We start from the raw sequence: 25,072 nt of genomic DNA, 5'->3' as shown, positions 1-25,072 counted from the left end.
CCTTATTCTTGCAAATAAAGCTCGTTTCAGTACTCAATTCTGTATTACTTTCTATAAAATGTATGTGTTATTTCAACCCGTCGGCATCGCCTGTGGTCTTCAATCCGTTGCTCTTGCTGCGAGGGGTGATATTCACTTTCTTTGCCACGGTGTTCTCGATGAGATTGGCATCGAATGCCATCTTCTTGTCGGTGCAGGTGATGTCTTCGAAGGTGAAATCCACCAGACGATATTTCTCGCTCTTGGCAACATCGAAGAAGTTGTCGCAATCCATCTGGATGTTCTTCATCGTGATGTTGTTGCACTGGCTCAACGGCATGTCCTTGCGGTCGCCCGGCTTGAAGAACTGGGTCCATGGGCGGATGACGAGGAAACTGCCTGTGATGCCCTGGATGTTATCCACCGTTACGTACTCGTAATGCTGAGGCGTATCAGGGCGCATCTTCAGCCAGAGCACGCGCTGTGCCTTATCCACCTTGATGTTGCGGAGCACGATGTTGCGGTCTTTCACACTTTCGCTGCCAAGAGTCAGACAGCCATGCACGGTTCCATAATGGCAGTTCTGGATGAGCACGTTATATACCGGACCGTTCTCCGGTGCCTGGTCTGCCCAGGTTCCCTTACCGCCCTTGATGGCGATGGCATCATCGTTTACGCTCATGTAGCAGCCATCCACCAGCACATCGTGACAAACATCAATGTCGATGGCATCGCTGCTTGGTGCCCGCATGCCACTGGTTGGGGCGAAGATGGTGCAACCCAGGAAGCGGACATGGTCGCAGCGATAGATGTGGTTGGTCCAGAACGGACTGTTCTGAATATGCACATCCTGCAGGGTTACGTCGCTGGAGTTGCTGATATAAACGAGACGAGGACGCTGTGCATCCTTGTTGGTACACTGGCGGTTCCAGGTGCGCCGAATCCAGAACTCCTCCCAGTAGTGATAACCGTTGCCATCGATGGTACCAGGACCGGCGATGGTAAAGCCATCACATTTGTCGGCATTGATGAATGCCGAGAAGTATTTGCAGGTCTCGCCCTCGATGCGGGTTTCTACCACAGGGAAGTTGGCGATGCGGTCGCTTCCTTTCAGTTTTCCGCCTTCTGAAACATAGAGATGAGTCTTTGGCTTGAAGAAGAGGGCACCGCTCTGATAGGTTCCGGCAGGTACCACGATAACGCCACCGCCATCCTGGGCAGCACGGTCGATGACAGCCTGGATAGCCTTGGTCTGAATCAGGGTGCTATCCGCCTTTACACCATAGTCGGTGAGGACGTATTTCTTGCCCAGGGTATCTACGTTTACCTTCTGGGCGTTTCTGAACCAGGCATCCATCTTTGTGCCATCAGGCCAAAGCTCGGTTTGTGCCTTCTTTGCTTTCTTCTGTTTCTTTGCGGCGTTGGCACTTAGTGGCGAAAACGCCACCAGGCAAGCCATCAGCCAGATATATTTCTTCATGATTTGTTTCTTTCTTACCTTTTTACTTTTTTACCTTTACAAGCTTGTAATACTCTGCTGCGCCGAGCAAGAGGCAACCTGTGCCGTAGTCCTCGAAGTCAGGAACAGAGGTGAAGGTGACAGGCTGACCAGCTGCTGGATCCTTTCCTGTTCCCTGGTTGTAGCCGATGAAGCCATCTTCGTGAACAGATGCGGCAAGCGCCTTCCATGCCTTGTCCATCGCCTTCTGGTAGGTGGCTCTAGGAAGAATGCCCTGCTGAACACCCCATGCCATACCATAGAGGAAGAGACCAGTACCCGTCATTTCAGGACCGCCATAGTTGGCTGGACAAACAAGACTCACGTTCCAGTAGCCATCCTCGCGCTGGCATTTCAGGATAGCCTTACTCATCAAGATAAAGTCTTTTTTCAGATACTGATAGTATTTATCTTTCTTTGGCAAAGTCTCCATCACGCGGACCAGGGCTGCATATACCCAACCGTTGCCACGGCTCCAGTAGCAGTTGCTGCCATCCTTCTCCTTGTAAGGTGGCACGTAGTCCTTGTCTCTCCACCAGAGACCTTCTTTCTTGTTAAAGAGACCGTTAGCCAAGGTGTCACGGCTCCATTTGTAGGAATTCATCGCATAATCCAGATACTTGCGCTCACCGGTAATCTTGGCATACTTGGCGTAGACTGGCATCGCCATCTGGATAGCGTCAATCCAAGTCCAGTAGTTCACACGCTTGGTGCTCATCTGGTGGTCCAGATTCTCCTTCACCTTGCTCAAATCCTTCTTGCCGCCTGTCTGAACGTAGCGGTCCATGTAGGTTTGCTGGCAGCACTGGTTGTCGGCATCGGTATCTTTCACGCTACCACGGGCTGTCCACTTGTGGTAATCCGCCCATTTGTCGGTGTAGTCGAGATAGCGCTGCTGAGGGTCAATCTCGTAAAGCGCCATCAATCCCTCGTAATACACGGCACGGGTCCAGAGGTTGCTGGTGCGGATTTTCTTTACGAATGTGTCGAGGGTAGGGTCACTGTACTTCGTCATGAAGTAGTTGTTGGTGCGATGGGCTACCTCCAGAATTTCATTTTGCAATGCGTTCTGGGCAGAAATTGAAGTCAGACCCAGGAGCATGAAGAGCGATGAAAAGATCAGTTTTTTCATTTGTCTTGTTATTAAATGTTTATTGTTTGTTTTAGTCAAGAACTAGAGAAACAAAATCTTGAATTCTCTAATTCTTGACTTATGATTATTTACTTGATTTCCACGAGTTTCACGGTGCTGTTCAGACCGCTTGGCACAGGAGTCCATTTCTCGTAGGTGGTCTTCTTGTAGTTGATGTCCACCACGTTGATTTCCTTCATCTTGCGCCACTTAACGCCCTGGCGGTCCATTTCTGCGATGCGGTTGGCTGGCAGGTTGGTTACCTCGATGCGGAGGGTGTTCTTGCCCTTTACCAGCTTGTTCTGGCAGTTGAGGATGTAAGGCACAGCCCAGGCGCAACCCACGTACTCGCCGTTGATATAGACACGGGCACTCTCGCGAACATCACCCAGGTCGATGGCCCACTGCTTCTTGGCATCGTCCTTCGACAGCTTGATGGTGGTTTCATAAACACCAGTTCCCATCATCACCTTCGCCTTGCCGCTGAGGCCTTCCCAAGACTTTAAGCCCTTCAGGTTGAAGGTTTCGCCCACCTTTGGAGCATCCTCGGTGAACGACAGCTTCCAGGTATTTGTGGTCAGGTCGATGGTCTTGCTATCCGCAGCAGCGATGGCTTCCTTGCCGCCTACCTTCACCTTAGAACCGAGCTTCCACTCATCCACGGGTTTGTTTGATGTGATGAGGATGCGGCTCTCGCCACTCTTCAGGTTCAGTTGGATACCCTTGTCACCGATGGCAGCCTCGTGGTATTCGCCCGTCATAGGGTTGTACCAGATGCCATACTTCTCGTTCACGGCCAAAGCCACGCTGGAAGCGATGTCCTTGCTGGTGAGGTTGGCAATGAAGTAATGATGGCCGATGCTGTTGGCACGGCGAATCATCTTCAAGCCCAGGTTCTTTCTCATCAGTTCCGGTTTTGCCGCCTGTTCCATTGCCTTGATATTGTCGCCCTTGATAATCTTGGCACCTTGTGATTTCAATTCTGATATGTGCTCAATCACATCGCTTGGCATGATGTTGTTGCCAGGAATGATGATACCTTTGTATCGGGTTCCGGCAGCCGTTTCAATCATGCCGTTCTTAAAGGTACACGTGCGAAGGTACTTGTCGCTGATGTAGTCGCAGTCGAATCCTGCCTTGTCGATGTCGAGAATCACCTTGATAAACTCAGGTGCTTTCTTCGCCATGCTGTGGATATCGAATTGCATCAGCCAGTTTTTGGTATCCTTGCGCCACATATCTCTTACTGGCAGATAAACCAGGAAATCATTGTCTGGCTGTCCCCACTGCAGATAGGTCTGGCAGTTGGTGATGTATTTCATCAGTTCCGGAGCATCGCGCCAGATGCTGTTGGTAGGACTCATATCTACCGAAGCATAGAATTTCCAGCCTGGCCATGTATCGTTTTTAGGCGAATAGGCGGTGCCATGGAAGAACATGTGGTTTACGCCGGCACAGAACATCAGGTCCATATCCGGTTTCATCTGGCTCAGGGAAGTGCGGAAGTGCTCGGTGAGCCAGGTGAAGGTTTCGCTGGATGTATATTTCTTTCCGGTGATGTGTGCAGCCGATGGAGCATATTTCAGCATACTGAGGTCGCTGAAGTTAGGACGGGTCTTTCCCGGATCCTTGCGCAGTCCCTTGATGCCGAAATCGGTCAGTCCGAAGCCTTCAATTTCAGGGATGTCGACGGCAGCATAGCAGTCGATGAGGTTGGCTGGTGAACCGTGTGCCTGGTTGCGGGTGATGGCACCACGCTTGTTTGCCCATTTGGTCCACTGCTCCGTGAAGTTGTGGAGCAGCATGTCACCCAGGGTCTCACGGTAATCGCTTACCACCCCAGCATCGCCATCAAGGAACTCTGGGAACTTATCCTGCAGTTTATATCCGTGATATTTCTCGAATTCTGTCAGGAGGTTAGGAGTCCAGTTGGCGCCATACACCTCGTAGCTGTCGTTGAAGAAGGTATGCGGATATGGAGTCTTCGATGCCACGAAGGCGCTGTCGATGTGGTGCAGATAATTCGCCACGGCAGTAGAGTCGAAGTGGTCGATAACGTATCCCTCTCCTCCAGGTGCGGCACGCTTCACCTTCTGACGGGTGCGGCTTTCATAGAGAGCGATGACGCGTTTCTTGTATTTTTCACCCTCTACAGGGAAAGCCTTGATGACCTTCAGTTTGGCGAAGGCACGTTCTTTCTGTGGCACGTTGAATTCTATCTCCATCAGTTTCTGCTTCACATCCACGATGGTATCCACGAACACCGCCTTGCATGCTGCTTCGCTGATAGGCACCCAAGGACCTCCGAAAGGCCAGCCAGTTCCGGTGGCCATATCCGTCTCGATGCCCACCTGCTTGTTTTCCTTCTCCACGAACTTGAGCATGTCCATCCATTTAGGCGAGAGATAAGGGATATCGTTCTTATCGTTGCCCTGCACACCATAGAGCGGTGTGATTTCCACGGCACCGATGCCAGCCTTGGCGTATTCGTCAAGGTTCCACTTCAGGTTTTCCTTATCCACGGCAGATCCCATCCACCACCATCTTACGCCCGGCTTGGCTTCCTGCGTAGGGGTAGGGAGAAACTGAGCCTGGCTATTGAGTGACGACATCAATGCCATGGCAAAGGATAATCCTATAAATTTATATTTTTGTTTCTTGTTCATCATATTGATGGCTTTTAAGTTTTCCTTAATTGATTATTACTTCGGTTGCAAAGATAGTGAAAAATACTCAATTACATCTGTGTTATAGTTCTTAAAAATGTAAAATCGTACAAATATGCTAGGTGTTTTGCCAAAAAGTCAAGGAATTGCATAAAAAAAGATGACCTCGCAAACGCAAGATCATCTTTTTCTTGTTATAGTCTTTTCTTTATATCTTTTTTTATTCTTTTCTTTCTTCTTTATGCTTTTTCCCAATCCAGCAGTCCTTTTCCTTCATCATCCAGTTCGATTCCCAGTCCTATCACTTCTCGCTTGTCTGCCTTGAACGGCTCAAGATATTGGCTCGTGATGATTTGCTTGACGGCAGCTTCCTTGCCACCATTGTTCTTCAGCTTTAATTCTATTACATAGATGTATCTTGAAGTGGTGGCGAGAATATCGATTCTGCCTGTGGCGAGCATGTGTTCCACTTCAACCTTCAGTCCGATGGCATTGAGGATGGTGCTGATAATGAGGCGATAGCGTTCTTCCATATCCATGGAGGCAAGCTTCTTGTTGCTATATGGCACATCGGCAATGAGAGCCTTCATGGATTTCATGGCTTCTGCCAACTGAGCTGTTCCTAACTGGTAGTACAGATTGGCTTGCAATGACTGGATATCGCCTTCCTCTCGCAGGGTCAAGGCTGGGAGAACCATTTCATAGAGAGCTTGCTTCACTTCCTCGTTAGGGAATCCCAGTACATAGCCGAATTCATCGCTGTCCTTGATGGTGAGATAGCCCGACTGATAGAGGAACAGGGCAGCTCCACCGCCCGTTACATCAGATTGTTCCAGTATATTTCGCAGGATGCGGCAATGGTCGAAATCGCCTAGGCGCAACTCGGCATTGTTTACAAACTTAGGGATGAGAGAGGTGGCGCCCGATGCTGCCCAGAAGTTACTTAATCTGGATTGCTGTAGTGCATTGACCAGGCTATAAGGATTGTAGATGTCCACCATGTTTTCTTCTGAGAAGTGGTAGCCATCGTAATAAGCCTTTAATCTATCATGGGTTTCCTGTACGGACCAATGATTGGATTCTGCCATTTTCTCCAATTCTGGCATGAAATTTTCCAAAATTTCCTCTTCTGTAATACCGCAGATTGTGGTATATTCTGGCAAGAAACTGATGTTTGTCAGATTGTTGAGCACCGAGAACAATGAAATCTGAGTGAACTTGGTGATGCCTGTGATAAAGACAAGCTTCTCGTATTCATCAGCATTCTTAAGTACAGAGAACACGGTGCGATATACTTCCGTGCATGCCTTGTGTTCCGGAGTCTTCCAGGAGTGCTGTAGGGGTGCATCATACTCATCAATGAGCACGGCAACCTGCAGACCGGTCTGTTCGTATGCTGCAACGATGATGTTTTTGAATCGGTTTGACAGAGCGGTCAGGGATCTTGGTGTGATGCCATATTGGGTTTCGTATTTGGCGAAGGTCTCGTCAAAGTAAGCCCTGATGCCTTCGGGGGTGGCATCAGCCATGCTCATGTCGAGTCGAACAACGGGATATGATTTCCATTCTTTCTCCAATGACATGATTTTCAATCCCTCGAAGAGTTCTTTCTTTCCTTCGAAGTACGACTGTAGCGTATCGACAAGCAATGACTTGCCGAATCGGCGAGGACGGCTCAGGTAATTATATTTAAAGCCGTTGGTTACTAATTTCCAAATAATGTCGGTCTTATCAACATAGAGAAAGTTCTCTTTTCTGATAATCTTGAACGACTGGATGCCTGCTGGCAGCTTTCTGAGATTGTAATTTGTCATATCCGATACTTTTTAAATGTTCGAACTACTTGCCTGCTGTAGCTTAACTTTTTGCAAAGGTACAGAGAAAAAATGGTTACGCCAAGAAAAACCGGTATAAAAATATTTAATGGCACTGGAAAACTAGCCTATTCTTGATACCTGGCAAAACGTGAGGTGTCAAGAAGAAGGAAAGGTGGTCATCGGCTGATGATCACCTTTCCTTTTGATGGTTCTATCTGAATCAGATATTTTTCGTCTTTATATTTGACGGCAAGGTTCTTGCCTGCCTGCATCGCCTTGATGGGTTGGAAATCCAAAATCAGGGTGAGTGGTACTTGGAAGATGTTCTTGTTGAGTTTCATCTTCGGGGTAACCATTATCTGGTTCTTCCTGGCTTTTATCTTCAGGGTGGTGTTGTCACGCTCCTGCTGGTAGGCTGCCACATCATGAAAGGTAGCAATCCAGAGTTTCCCATTCTGGGCTTGATTCAGGGCGTAATCGAACATTTTCCAGAGACGGGTCTCATCGCCTAAGCTGTCGTATCCCATGCGGATGCCGTGGGTCATTGTTACTGCCCATTCACCTTTATCAATCACTCCTTGCAGATAATTCTCAAACCATTCCTGGGTGCGCTTGCTGCCAAGACTAACCTGATAGGTGCGCGTACCCACACGATCTTTACTGCAATATGCCACCGCCCCGTCGCTCTTCCTGTTGCCTGGATAGAAATAGGTGCGAGGGAAGATGCCAGTGTGCTGATAGATGAGTGTGTCGTTGTGCTGCACCTCGTAGCGCAGTTCATCCTGAGTCAGTTTTGATACGTTCTTGTGGTTGTAGCCATGACTCGTCATCTCCTGTCCATCCAGCGCCATTTCTTTTGCCTGTTTCCAGGTAAAGGTTTGCTTCTCGGGGTTCTTGGGCTGTTGGTTCATGCGTGAACCGATGAGGCAGAAGGTGCCCTTGATGCCCAGTTCTTTCATCTTCGGGAAAAGGATGGTGTATTGTTCCTTGAGACCATCATCGAAGGTAAAGGAGATGGCAGCCTTTCTGTTGTCGGCATACTTGGCGATGGAAATACTTTGAGCATGAATGCCCGAAGGCACCATGCTCAAAAGTGAAAGTATAATGTAACCTATTGATCTCATGTCTTTACTTCAGAAGTTTTTTCTTCTCAATAAGCTGGAACATCTTGTTGCCCAATTCCTGAGCCCCCTCGGCATCGAAGTGCAGAACATCGCTGCGCAGGCTGGCATTTGGCACATCTACCACATAGATATTCTTGTCTTCCTGGGCAAGTCGATGCTGTGCATCTTCCACACCTTGGCTCCACTGCTTGCTCTTATGTGAGATTCCACCTATTATAATAGGTAGGTTGGCATATTTCTTATTGCCTGTTTTCTCTACAAGATAGGTGCGGATATAGGTGAGCATCTGCTTCAGGTTGTGATAGTAGTTCTTTGCCTGATGGCGGTCGCTTTCTCCCTGGTGCCAGAGCATGAATTTGATGTCGTATCCCTCTGGCAGATGACTCAGCTGGTTGTCGATGCAGGCACCGATATTCTCGGTGAAAGCCTTGAGCAGGCTCTTTCCGCCCTTGTCGGAAGCCACGTTTTTGGCAAGGTATTCTGGTGAAGCATTCCAGTATTGCTTGCTGGTGCTGGTGCAGAGGGTGTCGATGGCTGTGCCGCCCAGACTCTCCTTGATGACGTAGAAATTCTTCTTCAGTTTTTTCTCTACGTTCCAATATACGATGGCGTCGTAAGCCCAGCGTCCCGGCTTGTTCTTATTGTAGATTCGAGGCCAGAAAGTCTCAAATTTTCCTTCACCCGACAGACTGCTGGAGCCAAAACTCCACTGACAGTATTTGTATTTCTGCTGTTGTATTTCGGCAGGAAGTTCTGTATTCATCACTCTACCATCGGTGTTCGACTGTCCTGCTGTGAGTATCACCACTGCTGGCTGTTTCTTGGCAGCTACCGGCATCAGACTCATGGCTGCGAATAAAATGCAGATAATTTTCTTCATCTTATGATTTTTTTTGAGATGATTTTGCGTCATATTAGTAACCCTTGTTCTGGGTGTATAGACCCTTTCGTACTTCTATCTGACTTTGCGGGATAGGATAGAGATACATGTCGGCATTCACACGGTTGGCATATTGTCTATAGGTGCCATTCTCAGTATCATCATCGTTGATGAACATCTGTTTGATGGTATCTACATACTCGTTTCTGCGAACCAGGTCAAACCATCTCACGCCTTCTTCGGCAAGTTCGTATCTGCGCTCATCCTGCACAGCCTTCTGGAATTCTTCTTCAGATAAGTTGATGTCCAGATCAGCAAGTCCTGCGCGGCGACGAATCTTGTTCACCACTTCTCTGCCTTCGATGGTATTGCCCACGCACTCTGCATAAAGCAACATGATGTCTTCGATGCGGAGTAGCTGGAAGTTTTGTGGCCAGTAGCTGCGATCAACGATAGTGGCATCCATATCCGACATTCCAAACTTGGCACGCTTCACCTTGCTTTCGAAATACTTTGTATAGAACGTTTTTCCTTCGCTGGTTACGATGTTACCGTCTTCATCTACAGTCTCCTTGAGGTTGAGGGTTCCGTCGGCACGTTTGTCTATATATTCTCCCGTAATTTCATCTTTGGCAATGAAGTGGCGCTGGAGTCCTCGTTCTATATAAACGTGGGTACCAGTCATGAGGTTGTTGCCGCACCAGTCTGTGCCTGGGTTGCTATGTACGGTGAGTGTTACCATCGGATTGCCCTGTCCGGCTTCTGCGATATACTGAATCTCGAAGATGGCATACTTGTTATCGTTCTCGTGCAGCCAGCTCTGGTTCCAGGCGTCCATGTCGGCCATCCAATACTTGTTCCTGGCTGTGGCATAATCGATAACCTCCTTGAAGAGCTGTTGTGCCTCTGCTTTCTTGGCTGTATCGTTGAGTGGGAAGCCTGCCATGGTGAGATATACTTTACCCAGGAATCCCTTGGCTGCCACCTGGGTAAGGCGCTCGTTGTGTGCCTTGCCCTGATAGTCGGAAGCCGTCTCTGCCAGGTTTTCTACCGCATACTGCAAATCGGGTACGATGATGCTGTTATATACATCTACCGCCTCGCTCTGTCTCAATTCAAACGACTGGTTGGTAGTGAGAATATGGGTAGGAGCAGGAACTCTGCCAAAGAATCTGACCAGGTCGAAGTAAGCCAGGGCTCTGATGCAGCGTGCCTCTGCCTTATACTGCTTCTTTACTTTCAGGTCGTTGAAGTCGAGTGCCTCTATTTTGTCGAGGAAGGTGTTGGCGGCGGATACAATCTTGAAGTAATCGCTCCAGCATCCCGACACGATGTTGTCGGTAAGAAGACCATTAGCATTAAAGGTGGCCACATCGGCATAGTCGTTCTGCTTGCTGTCTGTGAGTACCCAGGTATTGTCTGAACGGAGTTCGCTCATGGCGAAGAGATACTTAGGTATAGGCTTCAGCGTTCCGTAAAGTCCGGTAAGAGCCTGGTCCATCTGAGCTTCTGTCTGGTAGAAGTTATCAGTGGTCTCCGTATTCTTTGGTGTTACCGTGAGGAAATCATCACAGGCTGTGAGACTCAGGGCTGCTACACCTATTATAATATACTGATATAGTTTCATAATTGTTTTGCTTGTTTAGAATTGAATATTTACACCAAAATTGAATGTTCTTGCCATTGGATATGCTCCGTAATCGTAGCTTGAGATGCGGCTTGTTGAGTTGTTGCTTTCTGGTGAATAACCTCCATCATATGAATCAATCATGAATACATTCTCTACACTGGCACTGAGGAGAACGTTACTGATAAATGCCTTTTTAGGCATGCGCCAGTTGTAAGAGAGGGTTACATTCTTCAACTTGATGAAGTCGCTGCTGTAGAGCCAGCGGTTATCATACTCTTCGTTGATACCCGATCCCCATGCACGTGGTGTATGGCCATCGCCCGGGTCGCTTTCAGAGAACCACATGTTCTTCCACTTTCTCAATACATTCACCGATGTTCCCATACCCTGACGGTCGAAGGCACGGCCTAGCGCACCATATATCTTACCACCAGTCTGTGCCGTAATGAGGAAAGAGGCTGTCCAATTCTTATACTTGAAGCTGTTGGTCATACCATAGGTGCATGATGGCTGCGGATGTCCCATGTGAACACGGTCGGCCTCGGTAATCTTACCATCTGGCACACCATCTGGACCACTGACATCACGATAACGAACCGTACCTACTACCGAACCTGTCTGGGTAGGATATTTCTTCAAATCCTCGGCAGTCTCGTAAACGCCTACAGCATCATAGAGATAGTATTCGCCTGCAGGGCGACCCACTTCAATAACCTGGGTAGAATGGTCATAGCCTGTAAAGATGGTAGAGTTAGCTCCCAAGTCAATCACCTTATTCTTGTTCCAGGAAAACTGGAAGTTGGTGGTCCAGCGCAATCTTCCCGTCAGGTTCTCTGTTTTCAATTCCAGTTCGATACCCGTGTTCCGGATATTGCCCACATTGGTATATCCACGTGTATAACCCATATCGGCAGGCAGGGTAATCTGATAAAGCATATCACGGATATTCTTCATGTAGCAATCCACAGCCAAAGAAATGCGATTGTTGAAGAGCCCCAGGTCGATACCGGCATTCCATGAATCCGTCTTCTGCCATCCCAAATCATCATTGGCGGTGCTTCCCGGGATGAAACCCGTAGTCAGTTTGCCGTCCTGGCTATAGTTGCTGTTACTGAGTATGCCATAGGCAGAGTTGCTCGGGATAGAGTTAGAGCCATTTACACCATAGCTTATACGGAGTTTTGCCTGATTTACCAGCCAGTTGTTCTTCCAGAACTTCTCGTTGCTGGCTCTCCATGCACCAGAAACGGCAGGGAAGGTGCCCCATTTCTTATTCTTTCCGAATCGGCTGCTACCATCTCTTCGGATGCTGGCATTGAGTAAATAGCGGCTATCGAAGCCATATTCTGCACGGCCAAAGTAAGATACCAGTCGGTCTTCTGTGTTATAAACAGCAGATACATTCTTCAATGTAACGGTGGTCATATCCGAGAATCCGCCATTCAGGGCATTGTTTGGATATTGTGTGGCACCAATGGTGTAAGAACTTCCGTCCTTGGTCATTTCCACAGACCAGCCGCCCACCACATTGAGATGATGCTTGCCGAAATCCTTATTATAAGTGGCAGTGGCTTGACCTAAATATTTATGGCTGCGACTACCTGTCCAGCTTCCGTCGCTATAATATCCTTCAGGATAAGAAGCCCAATATCTATTAAGGCTGCTTGGGGTGAAGCGATGGCGCTCGCTGTTGACAAACAGCCAGCTGCCCAAAACTTCGACTGTCAGTTCCGGAAGAATCTGATAACGGGCAAAAGCAGATGCATTGAGTCGGATTTTCTCGTCACGATAGCTGGAGTATTCCATGTTGGCAATAGGACTAATCGCACTTCCTGCCCAGAGATAGCGAGTGTATGGCTGGGCACCGGTATAGAGTCCGGCTTCGGCTTCGGCAACCGGAGCCAGGGTCAGGGCCAGCTGGGCGGTATTGCCCTTGCCGTCCACGTTGCCACCCTTGGTAACGGTAAATTGTGGAGCCAGGTCGAATCCCAAGGTCAACTTGTCCTTGACGGTGGTCTGTGCGCTCATCTTAAGATTGATGCGTTCGAATCCTGTCTTGATAACGATACCTTTCTGGTTGACATAGCCCAGGGAAGCACGGAAGTTGCTCTTCTTGTTGCCTGATGAAACAGAGAGGTTGTAATTTTGTGCCAGGGCTGTCTGGAAGATTTCCTTCTGCCAGTCGATGAGAGAGAGACCGCCATAGTTTGGCATATCCCATCGAGGATCGTTTACATAGTTTACGCTCACACTGCCGATGAAGGCGATGCGTTCAGCGTAAGTATCGGTTTCCTTTGCACCCTTTAATCCATATTGGTTGACGTAGCGCACATTGTTAGCCTTCTTTCTCCATTCAATCCACTCAGTAGGACTCATGATGTCCATGTATCGTTCGGGAGCGTTCAGGGAATAGTCGGCACTGAAGTTTACTCTCACCTTGCCCTCATCATTACCTTTCTTGGATGTGATGATTACTACACCATTGGCACCACGGCTTCCATAGATGGCGCTGGAAGATGCATCCTTCAATACCTCGATGCTCTCGATGTCCTGAGGGTTGAGGTTGACGAGGTCGAAGTCTTCGTCCATAGGAACGCCATCTACCACGAAGAGAGGATTTGAGTTGCCACTCTCGTTGATAGATGTTGCACCACGCACGTTGATCTGAACGCCACTGCCTGGCGCACCGCTGGTGGTACGGATTTCAACACCAGCCAACTCTCCCTGCAAAGCACTTGCAATATTGCTCACAGGACGGTCTTTCAACTGGTCTCCCTTTACTTTGGCTACGGCATTGGTTACATCACCTTTTTTAACGGAACCATAACCGATAACCACCACTTCGTCCATCATTTTGGAATCTTCCTGCAGGGTGGTACTAGCCTTGTTGCCTTTGATGCTGACTTTCTTGGTCTTCATGCCGATGTAGGAAACTTCTACCTGGTGGGTGCTGTTAGGAACAGATAGCGTATAGTTGCCGTCCATATCGGTAACGGTACCCAATTTGCCTACTTTGACGGTAGCACCAATCACAGGTTCGCCGTTTCCGTCGGTGATAGTTCCATGAATCGTCTTTGTATTTTGTGCCATACCAGAGATGCTGGCAGAGGCAAGCAATAGGGTGAATAATATATGTTTCATGACTTATTCTTCTTCTATAGTTTTAAATTTACTCCAGAGTTTATCAGCTTCGTATGCACTCTTGCTCCCTGTTGGTACAAAGAGTGTAGCCTTCGAGATGTAATCGCCCAATGAATCGATAAGGACAGGAGGGGTTGTTGCCTTAACATGAATTTTGGTCAGTTTGCTGGCTCTGAGAAAAGCATTCTCTCCAATTTGGTTCACGGTGCTTGGCAAGGTCATCTCTGTTACAGATGTACAACCCAGGAAAGCACGGTTTCCAATAGAAGTAATACCTTCATTGAGTTCTATCTTTTTTGCTTTGGCACAATTGGCAAAAGCCAGGTTGCCTATGGTTTTAACCTGCTCGGGCAGGGTGAAGGCTGCCATCTTCTTGCATTGAGCAAAGCAGGCGCTTGGAATATCCTGGATAGCAGCAGGGATGTTGATGGCTGTCATCGAAGAACAGTTGGTAAATGAACCTTGTCCGAAGACAGTAATGGTTTCAGGAAGTGTGAGTTTGGTAAGCATGGTATTGTTGGCAAAAGCCATCTCATCCACGCTGGTAACTCGGTAAGTTTTGCCATCAACAGCGAATGTTGCAGGAATGGTTACTTCGCCTACGTAGGTAGTCAACTTCGCCTGATTATTGTCGTTGAGCTGGATAGGATATTTGCGGTTGTAAGTTACCATAGCAGTACCATCCTGGTTATCGAAGAAGAAAATTTTATTCTCATCTTCCTGCACATAGGTTATTTGCCCACGAGTAAAATATTCTTTGTTGCCATCCACCGTGTCGCTGCTGCAGGATGTGATGATGCAGCAAGCGGCAAGGATGGCTTGAATCATGAAAGTTTTCTTGTTCATTGTTTTCAGTTTTATATTGTGACACGTGATTTTTTCTTATTTATTATATGATGGCGTAATTTTTCTATTTTGAAGCTGCATTGTTCGGGGTCTTCTTACGCTCAATAGAGATGCTTGCCTGCTTGTTGGGACTTGCAAGATATGCTCTTTTAATTCGCACCGAAGTTTTCCCATCTGCAGGAATGAAGGTGATTTTCTTTTTTTCGCTTGTAAAGAGATAGTTATAACTGCCTTTCTCTTTGGCTTTGATGGTGCCGGTCTTTTCGCTCATCATGAGCATATTCTGCTTTTGACGTTTGAACATCGGAGTCTCTGTAGTGGCAGTCAGTGAATATTCGGTGTTGGGCTTGCCTCTTACGATGATGCCTACGTTAGCCGGTATCACATTGCCAACCTTTACAAGTTTCACCAGATTACTTTCAGTGCCTTGGATAACTCCATAGGCTATCAAGCCCTCGGGAACAGCGAGGTTCTCTCCAGAAAGATTGCCGAATACGGCATAACCATCGGCTCCCGTCTTCACCATATAGTAATTCCAGTCTTCTTCTGCTGAATCTGATTCATTCTTGGTGTCCGCAACAATCGTTATTTTACCTTTATTTTGAGGAAGATTGATTTTGTTGATGGCTATGTATTTTTTGAGGATATTTGTCTTGTACATCAACTGTGCCACCAATTGGGCATTGACTCTTGCACCCAGTTCGTTGGTGTGGGTAGAACCACCTGCTGGGAAAAACTGCTTGCAACCTTCTGGTCCCCAAGATTCCATGTATTCCTTACAGGCTGTTGTAAGATCAAGGCATTCTACCTTCAAGGAATCGGCCACTTTCTTCATATGGTAAGGGTAGTCGTAAGTGTGGTCATTCTCATCCACACCATGTGCCTTACCATTGTCTATACGTCCAAGGCGTGATATCTTGGTGCCCTCGAAGAGCTTGCGGCAAATGGATGTCACAAGGATAGGAGTGGCACCAAGTTCACGCGTTTCACATATAAACCTACTTAAATATTCACGATAAACATCTGTTGTTACCGATTTTTGATCGTTATGGCCGAATTGAATGAGAACATAGTCTCCTTTCTTGATTTCTGTTTTAGTCTTAGACCAAAACTTACGATAGAAACTTCGGGCACTCTCACCACGGTCGCCCCAGTTTTTTACTGTCATGCCTTTGCTGAAATAATCGCCGAATACTTGTCCCCAGCCATACATACCTTTCTGGTCTGGTTCTGCCTGGTCATAATCAGCCATGGTTGAATCGCCGATGGTGTGAATCTTTGCACTTGCATTCAGCACCAGAGTCAATAGGGCTAATGCAATGATGAGAATTCTTTTCATGTTACTTTCGTATATCATAATTATTTTGTTTATAAGTTTATAATCTGTGATTGTCTGTTGGGTTGTTTCTGCTGCAAAAGTAAGATATTTCCATCAATATGCTTTGTATTATCGTGCATATTGATGGAAATTTATGTTTCTTATCTATTTCGGTATTCATTTACCAGGCGCTGATAGTCTGTAAAGTTGTAACCATATTCGCTCGACTGGGTTGGTTCGAGGAAATGGAAGGGTGGCAGCATGCCTTGACCGTCTCGCTGCGCCAGGAGTTCTTTTGTATCCAGACTCTTAAAACTGTTCTTTGTCAGTTTCTTGTTGTTATCCCACTTCTGGGTGTCTGCATTCCAGCTGAAGGAATTGTTTTGTATGATGCAGTCTTTCTTGTTGCCATCAACCTTCATCAGATGTTTGTTGCTCTTGATGGCATCCGATCCGTATGAAAGGCAATATTCTATGATATGTCCATAACCGTTCACGTTACTGTTTCCTGTTTCTGTTCTATCCTTTCGGTTGGTCATGTTATAGTTGGCACCTCCGTTTTTATATGCAGCGCAATGGATAAAGTGCAGACCACCCAGATGATGGTTGGCATAAAAACCATTGGCACGGTTGGCAGCCGATATGCAGTTTTCTGCGATGTGCATAGGTGCTTTTTCAAACTTTGTCCTAGCCACCTTTCCCATGCCATAGCCACCACATTTGAATCCGTTTCCATCTGCTATCTTCTTATCTTCTCCATTGATGCTAGCATATCCGTTTTTATAGGCGATGCAATAGAAAAACTTCACTGGGGCTTGTGCGTTGATGAGGTCGTAACCATCATCGCTGTTATACCATGCTCTGCAGCCAATGAACACATTCTCTTCGCTATCGAGCGTACCTGGATGACATCCGAATCCGTCGCTGTTGCCACCTTTTCCGTTTTCCGAAACGGTATCGAAATTGTTGTAGGCATCACAGTTGATGAAATAATTGTGCGCACATTTCTTGATAAGATAGAATCCAATTCCCATACCATCGTGAGCTGAGATGTTCTCAAGTTTATTATGCGAAGCATTGAATATTCTGAAGTTCTCGCTTTGGGTATGATGAGCTTGGGTTACCTGAATGCCGATGCTCTCTATGTTTTTGATGTGAAGATAGCTGCCTCTGAGCAGAAATCCTGTGATTCGGGCATCTGGTTTTACTTCAGAGAAATCGAATACAGGGCGATTGCCCTGAGCATCCGTCACTCCGATATAACTGATGCGCTTCTGAGGAGTTCCACTCTTGTCAAGCAAAAAGGCTACGGCATATACCTTTTGATAGGTGGAAGCCTTCAAATCTTTTTGTTTCACCTTGTAAGTACCTGGCATGATAAAAACGGTATCTCCAGGGGCTACGATGGCTTGGGCCTGGACTAGAGAGGCAAAGGCTTTCGCCTTACTTTCGCCATTGTTTTTTGCTTTACCTTGTGGCGACACATAATAGTTCTTGGCACAAAGTGTCATGACCTGTGCCAGAATAGATAGAATGCAGATGAATCTTTTCATGATGCTTGTTATTTTTTGATGATTTTCTTTCCGTTATGAATATAGATGTGATTGCAAAGGGGCTGAGTCACCCGCTTGCCATCTAGGGTATAATAGTAATCTTCATGGAATGAATTGATGATGGTGCTACCTATGCCCGTGGTTGATGTATCAGGGTTGAAAGTTCCGTAGCCAAAGTTTTTACTCTCCTCTTTCAATCGCATGAAGTTGATGGTTGGCAGGCTCCCGTCTGTATTTCTTGCTGCTGTTAACTCGTCAAGACTCAGACTGTAAAAATCGTCATCATTCAAGGTTTCATTAATCCATGTCTGGTTAATGTAGCTGAAAGAGTTGCCCTGGATGGTGCATCGGTTGATATCGATGGATTTTACGATTTTGCTGGAATTGTATGAGATATTATTGGTTACGATGTGCCCATAACCATCCACATCGATGGCATCATCAAGAGAACTTCCTTTTCTGTTGACGAAAGAGTAGTTGTAACTTCCATTCTTGTAGGCTGTATTATGGTCGAACTTGATGCCGCCCAGGTGGTGATTGGTATAGAAGCCATTGGCTTTATTGCCCACAGACAGGCAGTGACTTACCTCGTGCATCGGAACAGAAGAGATTTTTACTTTCTTGCCCATCCCATAACCTCCGGCCTTGAATCCATTGCCATCGGCACGTTTGTTGCCGTCTTTGTCGAAACCATTGCGATAGGCTATGCTGTATTTTACTGTAGCAGCAGACAGACAGTTGATAAAATCAAAACCATCATCACTGTTTTGCCAGGCTCTGCAATATTCAAAAACGTTTCCCTCGCAGTTCGCACTGACATGGCAACCGAATCCATCACTATTTCCGCCATTGTTTACAGAGATGTTTACGGAGTCAAAGTTGTTGTAGGCATCGCAGTTGCTGATGGTGTTATGAGCCGAACGTCCTGTAAGATAGAATCCGATTCCCATGCCGTCATGGGCTGCGATATGATATAATTTGCAGTAACTTCCCCCGTTAATACGGATGTTTTCTGATTGTGTGTTGCTTGAAGATTTGGGAACATTAATGCCGATAATCTCGAAGTTGAAGAACTCCAGATGTTTGGCGCGGATGTAGAATCCGGTGAGTCGCTTGCCTGTATTGATAGCAGAAAAATCGAAAACAGGGCGATTGCCTTGAGCATCCTGTATACCTTTATATATAATAGGTGAACTTTCAGTTCCGCTGATGGCAAAATCGAAGATAATGTCCCATACATTGCTGGATGTCTTGTCCATCATCTCATTTTCTTTCACATGGTAGATTCCTGGGAGAATATACACTATATCACCTGCCTTTACTTTTTTTTGGACAGTAGCAAGAGAGGCAAGAGGTGTCTCCTCTCTGGTTCCTGCATTGTTGTCATTTCCTAATGGAGAAATGTAGTAGATGGTGGCATGTAATTGAAGCGATAATACCATCAATAATGCAAAGGAAATAAGTTTTTTCAAGTTATTTGTCATGTTATTGCTTCTTTTATATTAGTTTGCGGAATAAAAGAATGGATTCTAAAAAGAAACCTCTCACATATTGAAAAGAATATGGAGAGGTTTGCATTCAAATGAAACTATTTACTTTTAAACCTTTAATCGTCCCAAATGCTGTTATGCTTTCTTGAAAGGGCAGATTCTGGCGAAGCATACTCTTCATCGAAGCCGATTCCTTCAGCATCGCCTTGTAAGCCAGATGCTGCCAGGATTGCATTCTCTAATTCTATGTTGCATACCTCCATACTAGGAGCTATATACAGTTTCTTCTTCATAATGAATAACTTTTAAATTTTGTTCTTATCTTTTTTATAATAAGATTCGTTTGATTACTTGTTGATGAACTTCTTGCCGTTCAAGATAACCATACCCTTATATGATTTCTGAACCTTCTGGCCAACCATGTTGAACATGATGCCATCATTCATCTTTTTTTCCTGCTCAATGCCATTGATGCCTGTTGTTTCACCATTACCACCGAGGCTGAAGAAAATAGTCTTTGCTGCAGCAGGGTTTTCCTTGATAGCTTTGGCGAGCTTGTCTTGGTCGCGGCGGATTCTATAGTATGCCTTTCCGGCAGAAAGGGTACCTGCATCTGTTGGAGCAAATACAGACTTGCCATCCTTTGAGGCAAGAATATAGTTGTGGAAGAACTTGCTGTCTGTACTCTTGTCGCCTGTAAAGTCTAATTCAGTTTTCTCCAGAGTATAGTCGGAGATAACGGGGCGCAGCCCATAGTTCATATCTACCAGTGATTTTGTTCCATCTTCTCTCATGGCTGTGCCACAGTCGGTTGATGTCAAATCGTAGCTCTTGCCACCCATACCTTCAAGAATTACACCTGTGCATGCTGGGATTGTCGTAACCTCAGTAAGTGACAAAGTGATAGTTCCGTCTTTCTGAGTTTTCTGGCTGCTTGCGATGTAAGCTTTCAAACCGGCTGGTACAGTCCAGGCATGAACATCAGAGAATGTCATGACCCCTTGCTCAGGCAAAGTAATGCTTCTTGTAGAGGTTGTTTCGCCTGTTGGGACAAACTTCACGGCATAAATTTGTGCAGCTTTAACTGTTGTGATATAATAGGTGCCAGCCTGATCGTTGGTTACGCTGGCAGCGAACTGTTCACCTTTAACAGAACTTGTAAATTTTTGTTTCTCTTCTCCGTTGAAGTAAACAATGATGCCACGATCTTTGTCTGTTCCTTCTGCATATACATAAAGTGTTCCTGCACATCCTGCATCGAAGGCAATGGCATCTCTGGTGATTTCAGAAGCCTTCGTAGCAATCTTAGAGGTATAAGCACCAGGTAATTTGATACCATAGTTAATCTGGTAGGTCTGGTTACCTAAGGTGACATTCTTTAAACTTTTTGCTACACTAGTAGCTGCAGTAGCATCTGTATGCCCTACAATGTACAGTCCACCATAGTTCAGAGGTGTAGAAAATACTACCTCTTCATTTCCTTGCTGGAACTGGTCGAAGTTCCAATACGTAGTCTTGGTTATGCCCTCCTGGGCAAAAGCTGACTTTGGTGCGGCAGCCATTACGGCTAATGCGATAAGTGTGAAAAACTTTTTCATAATTGTTGTTGTTTTATTGTTTATATTAAATGATATTTTGCTAGGTAGGCTTTCGCTTGGTTTTGGTTCAAGTGATGCCTTGTCCTGTTTCGACTGCAAAAGTATAAGGAATGGGGATGTTATAAATGTAATATAGTACAATATAATGGAAAAAATCCTAGTCTAGCTCTCTTTTTTTGTATTTTTGTACATGAATACAGGATTTTTCGCTATTTTTGCAACACATTTTATGTAAAACGATTAAAAAACTGGCTGATGAATAACAAGATGATTTTATCTGTTTGGGGCATCATGATGTTGATGTTAGTGGTATTATTGCCACCAAAGATTTATGCACAGAGCGTATATCAACTCTCTGTTGACAATGTATTGCCTACGAATTATGTTCGTACGATACAACAAGACAAGTATGGTTACCTTTGGTTTGCTACCATTTCGGGATTGGTGCGTTACGATGGCTACCAAACCGAAGTGTTGAAGCCATCTACTACGGGCAATCATAAGTTCATGCAGGATTTCCGTATTCTGGGCATCAAGCCGTGGGGAGACAGATTTCTGTGGATTCGTCTTCGTGGTCGTCTCTATTGCTGCTATGACATAGAGAGAAATTCTTATGTAGATTTTACGGGCAATGGCAGCTATAGCCAACCGATTAAAGGTTACACCATTCTTTCTGCTTCAGACATGATGGTTTGGAACGAGAAAGGGGAGGGAACACGTATCCATTTTGATGGAGAGCACTTTACTTCTGTTAAAATTCCGCTTCCTGTTTCTGATGTAGTCAATTACATTCAGGCAGAAAAGAAGGAATTTCTGGTGGCTGCCAATGGTATCATCTATCAATATAGTAATGGCAAGTTTGTTAATATCTTTTCTACCTTCGTCAATAAATCAGTGCGCAAGGTAACAGAGGCTTCCTGTTTTGGCGGTTCCCTCTTCTTGACCACCAATGATGGCATCTATCAGTATCATCTCCAATCAAGACAGATGGTTCGTTCTGCTTACAATCCTAAGCAGCCTCATGTGGTGTTGGATAACATGGGCAATGTTGTCATCCTAGCTCTGGATGGTAGCGATGTCTTCTATCTTACTCCTAAGAAGACGTATCATTTCAAGGGTATCTATAGTCAGCATCTCTTGCAGTTGAACAGTGAACCACGCTACCAGTTTTATGCTGCAGGCGATGGCAAATTATGGATTTCTACCTATGGAAATGGACTCTTTTCTTATGATACTCAACAGGAAAGACTCTCGTCGTATGCCGACTTACTCCCATCTCCTTATGCGTTTACCCCTTTTGTCGATAAGTCGCATAATCTTTGGGTAGCTCTGGAGAATATGGGTGTATATGTCATCAACTTTGCCCAATCAGAGGCCCGCTATCTATATTATAATGGTGACAGGGCGGGTATCAATCACGAAGATGATGTGCGCCTGCTCAAGCGTGTGGGGAATAAAATCTATATCAGCAATATGCAGAATGGCAGTAAGGTGGCAGATGGATTGTTGAAGAACCTTCAGGCTTTCGATGGTTATCACGATGATATTACGGCAGTGGCGCAGGATGCCAAGGGCAAACTCTTTGTGGGTACTCGCAAGAAAGGTATCTTCGATGTTGATGATGGCAAGAATTATGTGCATTCTGATGATCCTGCATCGCTGGGAAAGGGAAAGGTCAGCGATATTCTCTTTGATCGGAAAAAACGTATGTGGGTTTCGCTTTTTGATGCAGGATTAGAGGTTTGTCTGAACGGAAAGTTTATACATGTCATAGAGAGCAAGTCGTTGCAGGCTCGTGACATGGAAATGGACAAACAGGGCTACATCTGGCTTTGTACCAGTCAGGGGGCCTTGCGTTTCAATCCTGATGAAATCTTGCGTAACCACAAGGCTTATCAAAACATTCATGTGTCGCCTACCAATCAAATAAACGATGAGGTGCATAGTGTTTATGCCGATAGCAAGGGAAGAATATGGATTGGAAGTATCGGAAACGGCGTGAAGATGATAGATGGAAAGGATACCATCACTTATACTACCCGTGATGGACTAGCCGACAACAATGTGCAAAGTATAGTGGAGCATCGGCAGTCTGGGGATATATGGCTGGGTACTGATAATGGAATCTCACGTTTCCGTAAGGGTACATTCAATAATTTTTATTTCGGTGCCAACTCTTTGGAGAATGCCTGTACGGAGAATAATGTCGTGGAGCTGGACAATGGTAACCTTGCCTTTGCCACCCATCATGGTGTGATGACATTCAATCCGAATGATATCCATGAGGACAAGCCTGTTTTTCCTTTGGCGATTACCAAGATAGAGGCAAATGGTATCTCTATCGGAGAATTGGAAGGGGATGAAGCACGATTGGATGGTACGTTGACCCGTGCCAAGGAATTTTCCATCAGTTATCATCTGAATTCGCTCACCTTCTATTTTTCAGATTTCTATTATGCCAAGAAGAATGGTAGCTCGTTTACCTATTATCTCAAGGGATATGACAAGGATTGGAGCAATCTTTCGCGCATCAACTTTGCGCAATATCGCAATCTGCCAGTAGGGCATTACACCCTGCATGTGCGTTCTTGCAATGCCAATGGCGTGTGGTCGCCAGAAGAGGTTGTTCTCAAGATAGAGGTGCGTCCACCTTTCTATGCATCCTGGTGGGCATACCTTATATATATAGTACTCGTGGTGCTTGCTATCTATTATGTGTATGTCAACTTCCGCCGTATCAATAATCTGCGCAATAAAGTGAAGGTGGAGAATCAGCTCACGGAGTATAAGCTTCGGTTCTTTACCAACATCTCGCATGAGTTCCGTACGCCGCTCACTATCATCAAGGGTGATATGGACCGACTCAAGACTGTAGATAAGGTGCCGGGAGAGATGAAGCAACCGCTCTCGTCGATGGCGAAAAGTGTGGAGAGAATGATGAGACTCATCAATCAGCTCCTGGAGTTCAGAAAAATGCAGAACGACAAGCTGCAGCTTGCCTTGGAGAAGACGGATGTCATAGCCTTTCTGCAAGACATTTTCTTGAACTTCAATAATATTGCCGAAGGTAAGCACATCAATTTCATGTTCCTGCCTTTTGACAAGAGTTACGAGATGTATGTTGATCGCAATTATCTGGATAAGATTATCTACAATCTCTTGTCGAATGCATTGAAATATACTCCGAGTCATGGAGATGTTGCTTTGCGTGTGTCGCTGAACGACAATCGGAGTTTGCTCATATCAGTGGAAGATACGGGTGTGGGGATTGAGAAATCGAAGCAGGATTTACTCTTCCAGCGTTTTAACCGCAGTAGTTATTCGCATGATAGTATCGGTATCGGTTTGCATCTGACGGCAGAGTTGGTGCGTGTACATCATGGTGAAATCTCCTATCACGATAATCAGCCTCAAGGCAGCATCTTCTGCGTGGAATTGCCTGTGGATGAAAAAGTGTATGAGGAGAAAGACTTCATGGCAGTGGATAATGCGGTGACACAAGAGGAGAACTGTAAGCCGCGAACTGCTCTGGAAATGGAGTATCGTGAGATGCCGCCTAAGCCGTTGAATCATTACCGGGCACTTGTGGTAGAGGATGACAATGATGTGAGAGAGTTTCTGAAAAACGAGTTGCAGCGTTATTTCGAGATAGAACTGGCTGCAGATGGGCAGGAGGCTTGGGAAAAAATACAGGAACAGAAGCCTGCCTTGGTAGTGAGTGATGTGATGATGCCTAGAATGAGCGGTTATCAGTTGGTAAAGAAGGTGAGGGAAGATGCTAAATTCACAGACTTGCCTGTCGTCTTGCTGACGGCTTTAACTGCCGACGACAAGAAGTTGAAGGGTATTGATGTGGGTGCGGATGCTTATATCGAGAAGCCATTCCATACCAATATATTGATTGCCACCTGTTGTCAGCTCTTGGAACAGCGCAACCACCTGAAGCAGGTGTATGGACAGCAACCTGCGGCTGGCGTCAAGGCTATGGTTCCAGAGGTAATCAAGGACGAACAGGACAAGAAATTCCAGACAGTGCTGGATGCCTGGCTTGCAGAACACATCACCGATCCACAGCTCAATATTGATAGTTTTGCCGAGAGTATGGGGTATGGCCGTACCACCTTCTATAAAAAGATAAAGCGTATAACGGGTACCACGCCGAATGATTACATCCGCACCCTGCGCATGAATAAGGCGGCTGAACTGTTGAAAGATGACAGACTTACGGTTGCTGAGGTGGGATATCAGGTGGGTGTGGATGATCCTTATTATTTCAGCAAGATGTTTAAGAACTTCTTTGGAGTTAGTCCTACCAAGTATAGAACCGGAAAATAATCATGTTGTGTATGTTGATTACAAAAAAGAAACTACAAAAAAGAAAGCTAGTTGCCCAGCAAAGG

At 45.9% G+C, this 25,072-nt stretch carries 15 protein-coding genes; 1 reads left to right on the top strand and 14 read right to left on the bottom strand.

From position 1 onward, the window contains the following. Nucleotides 1-67 precede the first annotated feature (67 nt). From V8Z93_RS13440 to V8Z93_RS13375, 14 genes are all read right to left on the bottom strand, one after another. Nucleotides 68-1,459, bottom strand: coding sequence for a rhamnogalacturonidase (locus tag V8Z93_RS13440; RefSeq protein WP_439431825.1), 1,392 nt, complete (start codon nucleotides 1,457-1,459; stop codon nucleotides 68-70). Nucleotides 1,460-1,481: 22 nt separating this feature from the next. Continuing rightward, nucleotides 1,482-2,609 carry a glycoside hydrolase family 88/105 protein gene (locus V8Z93_RS13435; protein ID WP_439431824.1) on the bottom strand — a complete coding sequence of 376 codons (1,128 nt, stop codon included), beginning with the start codon at nucleotides 2,607-2,609 and terminating at the stop codon, nucleotides 1,482-1,484. 89 nt (nucleotides 2,610-2,698) lie between these two features. Beyond that, a complete protein-coding gene (locus V8Z93_RS13430) occupies nucleotides 2,699-5,278 on the bottom strand; it encodes a glycosyl hydrolase (RefSeq protein ID WP_439431823.1) in 2,580 nt (859 codons plus the stop codon). 236 nt (nucleotides 5,279-5,514) lie between these two features. Further along, complete coding sequence (locus tag V8Z93_RS13425; protein ID WP_203050719.1) at nucleotides 5,515-7,089, bottom strand: ATP-binding protein; 1,575 nt, start codon at nucleotides 7,087-7,089, stop codon at nucleotides 5,515-5,517. Between the two features lie 179 nt (nucleotides 7,090-7,268). After that, nucleotides 7,269-8,216 (bottom strand): polysaccharide deacetylase family protein, encoded by a 948-nt coding sequence (locus V8Z93_RS13420; RefSeq protein WP_439431822.1) that lies wholly within the window; start codon nucleotides 8,214-8,216, stop codon nucleotides 7,269-7,271. 4 nt (nucleotides 8,217-8,220) lie between these two features. Further along, a complete protein-coding gene (locus V8Z93_RS13415; RefSeq protein ID WP_439431821.1) occupies nucleotides 8,221-9,096 on the bottom strand; it encodes a sialate O-acetylesterase in 876 nt (291 codons plus the stop codon). Between the two features lie 34 nt (nucleotides 9,097-9,130). After that, nucleotides 9,131-10,723 (bottom strand): RagB/SusD family nutrient uptake outer membrane protein, encoded by a 1,593-nt coding sequence (locus V8Z93_RS13410; protein WP_439431820.1) that lies wholly within the window; start codon nucleotides 10,721-10,723, stop codon nucleotides 9,131-9,133. Between the two features lie 15 nt (nucleotides 10,724-10,738). Further along, complete coding sequence (locus V8Z93_RS13405; RefSeq protein ID WP_439431819.1) at nucleotides 10,739-13,867, bottom strand: SusC/RagA family TonB-linked outer membrane protein; 3,129 nt, start codon at nucleotides 13,865-13,867, stop codon at nucleotides 10,739-10,741. A 3-nt stretch (nucleotides 13,868-13,870) separates the two neighbouring features. Next, the gene (locus V8Z93_RS13400; RefSeq protein WP_439431818.1) at nucleotides 13,871-14,713 is read right to left on the bottom strand and encodes a leucine-rich repeat domain-containing protein; all 843 of its coding nucleotides are present in this window, start codon (nucleotides 14,711-14,713) and stop codon (nucleotides 13,871-13,873) included. A gap of 64 nt (nucleotides 14,714-14,777) precedes the next feature. Continuing rightward, on the bottom strand, nucleotides 14,778-16,052 hold the full coding sequence (locus tag V8Z93_RS13395; RefSeq protein WP_439431817.1) for a rhamnogalacturonan acetylesterase: 1,275 nt from the start codon (nucleotides 16,050-16,052) through the stop codon (nucleotides 14,778-14,780). Nucleotides 16,053-16,192: 140 nt separating this feature from the next. After that, the gene (locus V8Z93_RS13390; RefSeq protein ID WP_439431816.1) at nucleotides 16,193-17,584 is read right to left on the bottom strand and encodes a right-handed parallel beta-helix repeat-containing protein; all 1,392 of its coding nucleotides are present in this window, start codon (nucleotides 17,582-17,584) and stop codon (nucleotides 16,193-16,195) included. 8 nt (nucleotides 17,585-17,592) lie between these two features. Next, nucleotides 17,593-19,068, bottom strand: a complete 1,476-nt coding sequence (locus V8Z93_RS13385; protein ID WP_439431815.1) for a right-handed parallel beta-helix repeat-containing protein — start codon at nucleotides 19,066-19,068, stop codon at nucleotides 17,593-17,595. Nucleotides 19,069-19,190: 122 nt separating this feature from the next. Further along, the gene (locus V8Z93_RS13380) at nucleotides 19,191-19,367 is read right to left on the bottom strand and encodes a hypothetical protein (protein WP_439431814.1); all 177 of its coding nucleotides are present in this window, start codon (nucleotides 19,365-19,367) and stop codon (nucleotides 19,191-19,193) included. A 54-nt stretch (nucleotides 19,368-19,421) separates the two neighbouring features. Then, nucleotides 19,422-20,672: a hypothetical protein gene (locus tag V8Z93_RS13375; protein WP_439431813.1), complete on the bottom strand. Its 1,251-nt coding sequence runs from the start codon at nucleotides 20,670-20,672 to the stop codon at nucleotides 19,422-19,424. Between the two features lie 267 nt (nucleotides 20,673-20,939). Here V8Z93_RS13375 and V8Z93_RS13370 point away from each other — a divergent pair, with 267 nt between their 5' ends. Continuing rightward, nucleotides 20,940-25,007 (top strand): two-component regulator propeller domain-containing protein, encoded by a 4,068-nt coding sequence (locus V8Z93_RS13370; protein ID WP_439431812.1) that lies wholly within the window; start codon nucleotides 20,940-20,942, stop codon nucleotides 25,005-25,007. Nucleotides 25,008-25,072 lie beyond the last annotated feature (65 nt).

The organism is Segatella copri (assembly GCF_051861805.1).
GTDB classification, from domain to species: Bacteria; Bacteroidota; Bacteroidia; order Bacteroidales; family Bacteroidaceae; genus Prevotella; species Prevotella copri_M.
This window is presented reverse-complemented; position numbering and strand designations above follow the sequence as displayed.

What these genes read in the sequence shown, in the direction of transcription:
- V8Z93_RS13405 (WP_439431819.1), bottom strand. Translation starts at nt 13,867, where the DNA reads ATGAAACATATATTATTCACCCTATTGCTTGCCTCTGCCAGCATCTCT.
- V8Z93_RS13420 (WP_439431822.1), bottom strand. Translation starts at nt 8,216, where the DNA reads ATGAGATCAATAGGTTACATTATACTTTCACTTTTGAGCATGGTGCCT.
- V8Z93_RS13440 (WP_439431825.1), bottom strand. Translation starts at nt 1,459, where the DNA reads ATGAAGAAATATATCTGGCTGATGGCTTGCCTGGTGGCGTTTTCGCCA.
- V8Z93_RS13435 (WP_439431824.1), bottom strand. Translation starts at nt 2,609, where the DNA reads ATGAAAAAACTGATCTTTTCATCGCTCTTCATGCTCCTGGGTCTGACT.
- V8Z93_RS13375 (WP_439431813.1), bottom strand. Translation starts at nt 20,672, where the DNA reads ATGAAAAAGTTTTTCACACTTATCGCATTAGCCGTAATGGCTGCCGCA.
- V8Z93_RS13385 (WP_439431815.1), bottom strand. Translation starts at nt 19,068, where the DNA reads ATGACAAATAACTTGAAAAAACTTATTTCCTTTGCATTATTGATGGTA.
- V8Z93_RS13430 (WP_439431823.1), bottom strand. Translation starts at nt 5,278, where the DNA reads ATGATGAACAAGAAACAAAAATATAAATTTATAGGATTATCCTTTGCC.
- V8Z93_RS13400 (WP_439431818.1), bottom strand. Translation starts at nt 14,713, where the DNA reads ATGAACAAGAAAACTTTCATGATTCAAGCCATCCTTGCCGCTTGCTGC.
- V8Z93_RS13380 (WP_439431814.1), bottom strand. Translation starts at nt 19,367, where the DNA reads ATGAAGAAGAAACTGTATATAGCTCCTAGTATGGAGGTATGCAACATA.
- V8Z93_RS13390 (WP_439431816.1), bottom strand. Translation starts at nt 17,584, where the DNA reads ATGAAAAGATTCATCTGCATTCTATCTATTCTGGCACAGGTCATGACA.
- V8Z93_RS13425 (WP_203050719.1), bottom strand. Translation starts at nt 7,089, where the DNA reads ATGACAAATTACAATCTCAGAAAGCTGCCAGCAGGCATCCAGTCGTTC.
- V8Z93_RS13395 (WP_439431817.1), bottom strand. Translation starts at nt 16,052, where the DNA reads ATGAAAAGAATTCTCATCATTGCATTAGCCCTATTGACTCTGGTGCTG.
- V8Z93_RS13415 (WP_439431821.1), bottom strand. Translation starts at nt 9,096, where the DNA reads ATGAAGAAAATTATCTGCATTTTATTCGCAGCCATGAGTCTGATGCCG.
- V8Z93_RS13410 (WP_439431820.1), bottom strand. Translation starts at nt 10,723, where the DNA reads ATGAAACTATATCAGTATATTATAATAGGTGTAGCAGCCCTGAGTCTC.
- V8Z93_RS13370 (WP_439431812.1), top strand. Translation starts at nt 20,940, where the DNA reads ATGATTTTATCTGTTTGGGGCATCATGATGTTGATGTTAGTGGTATTA.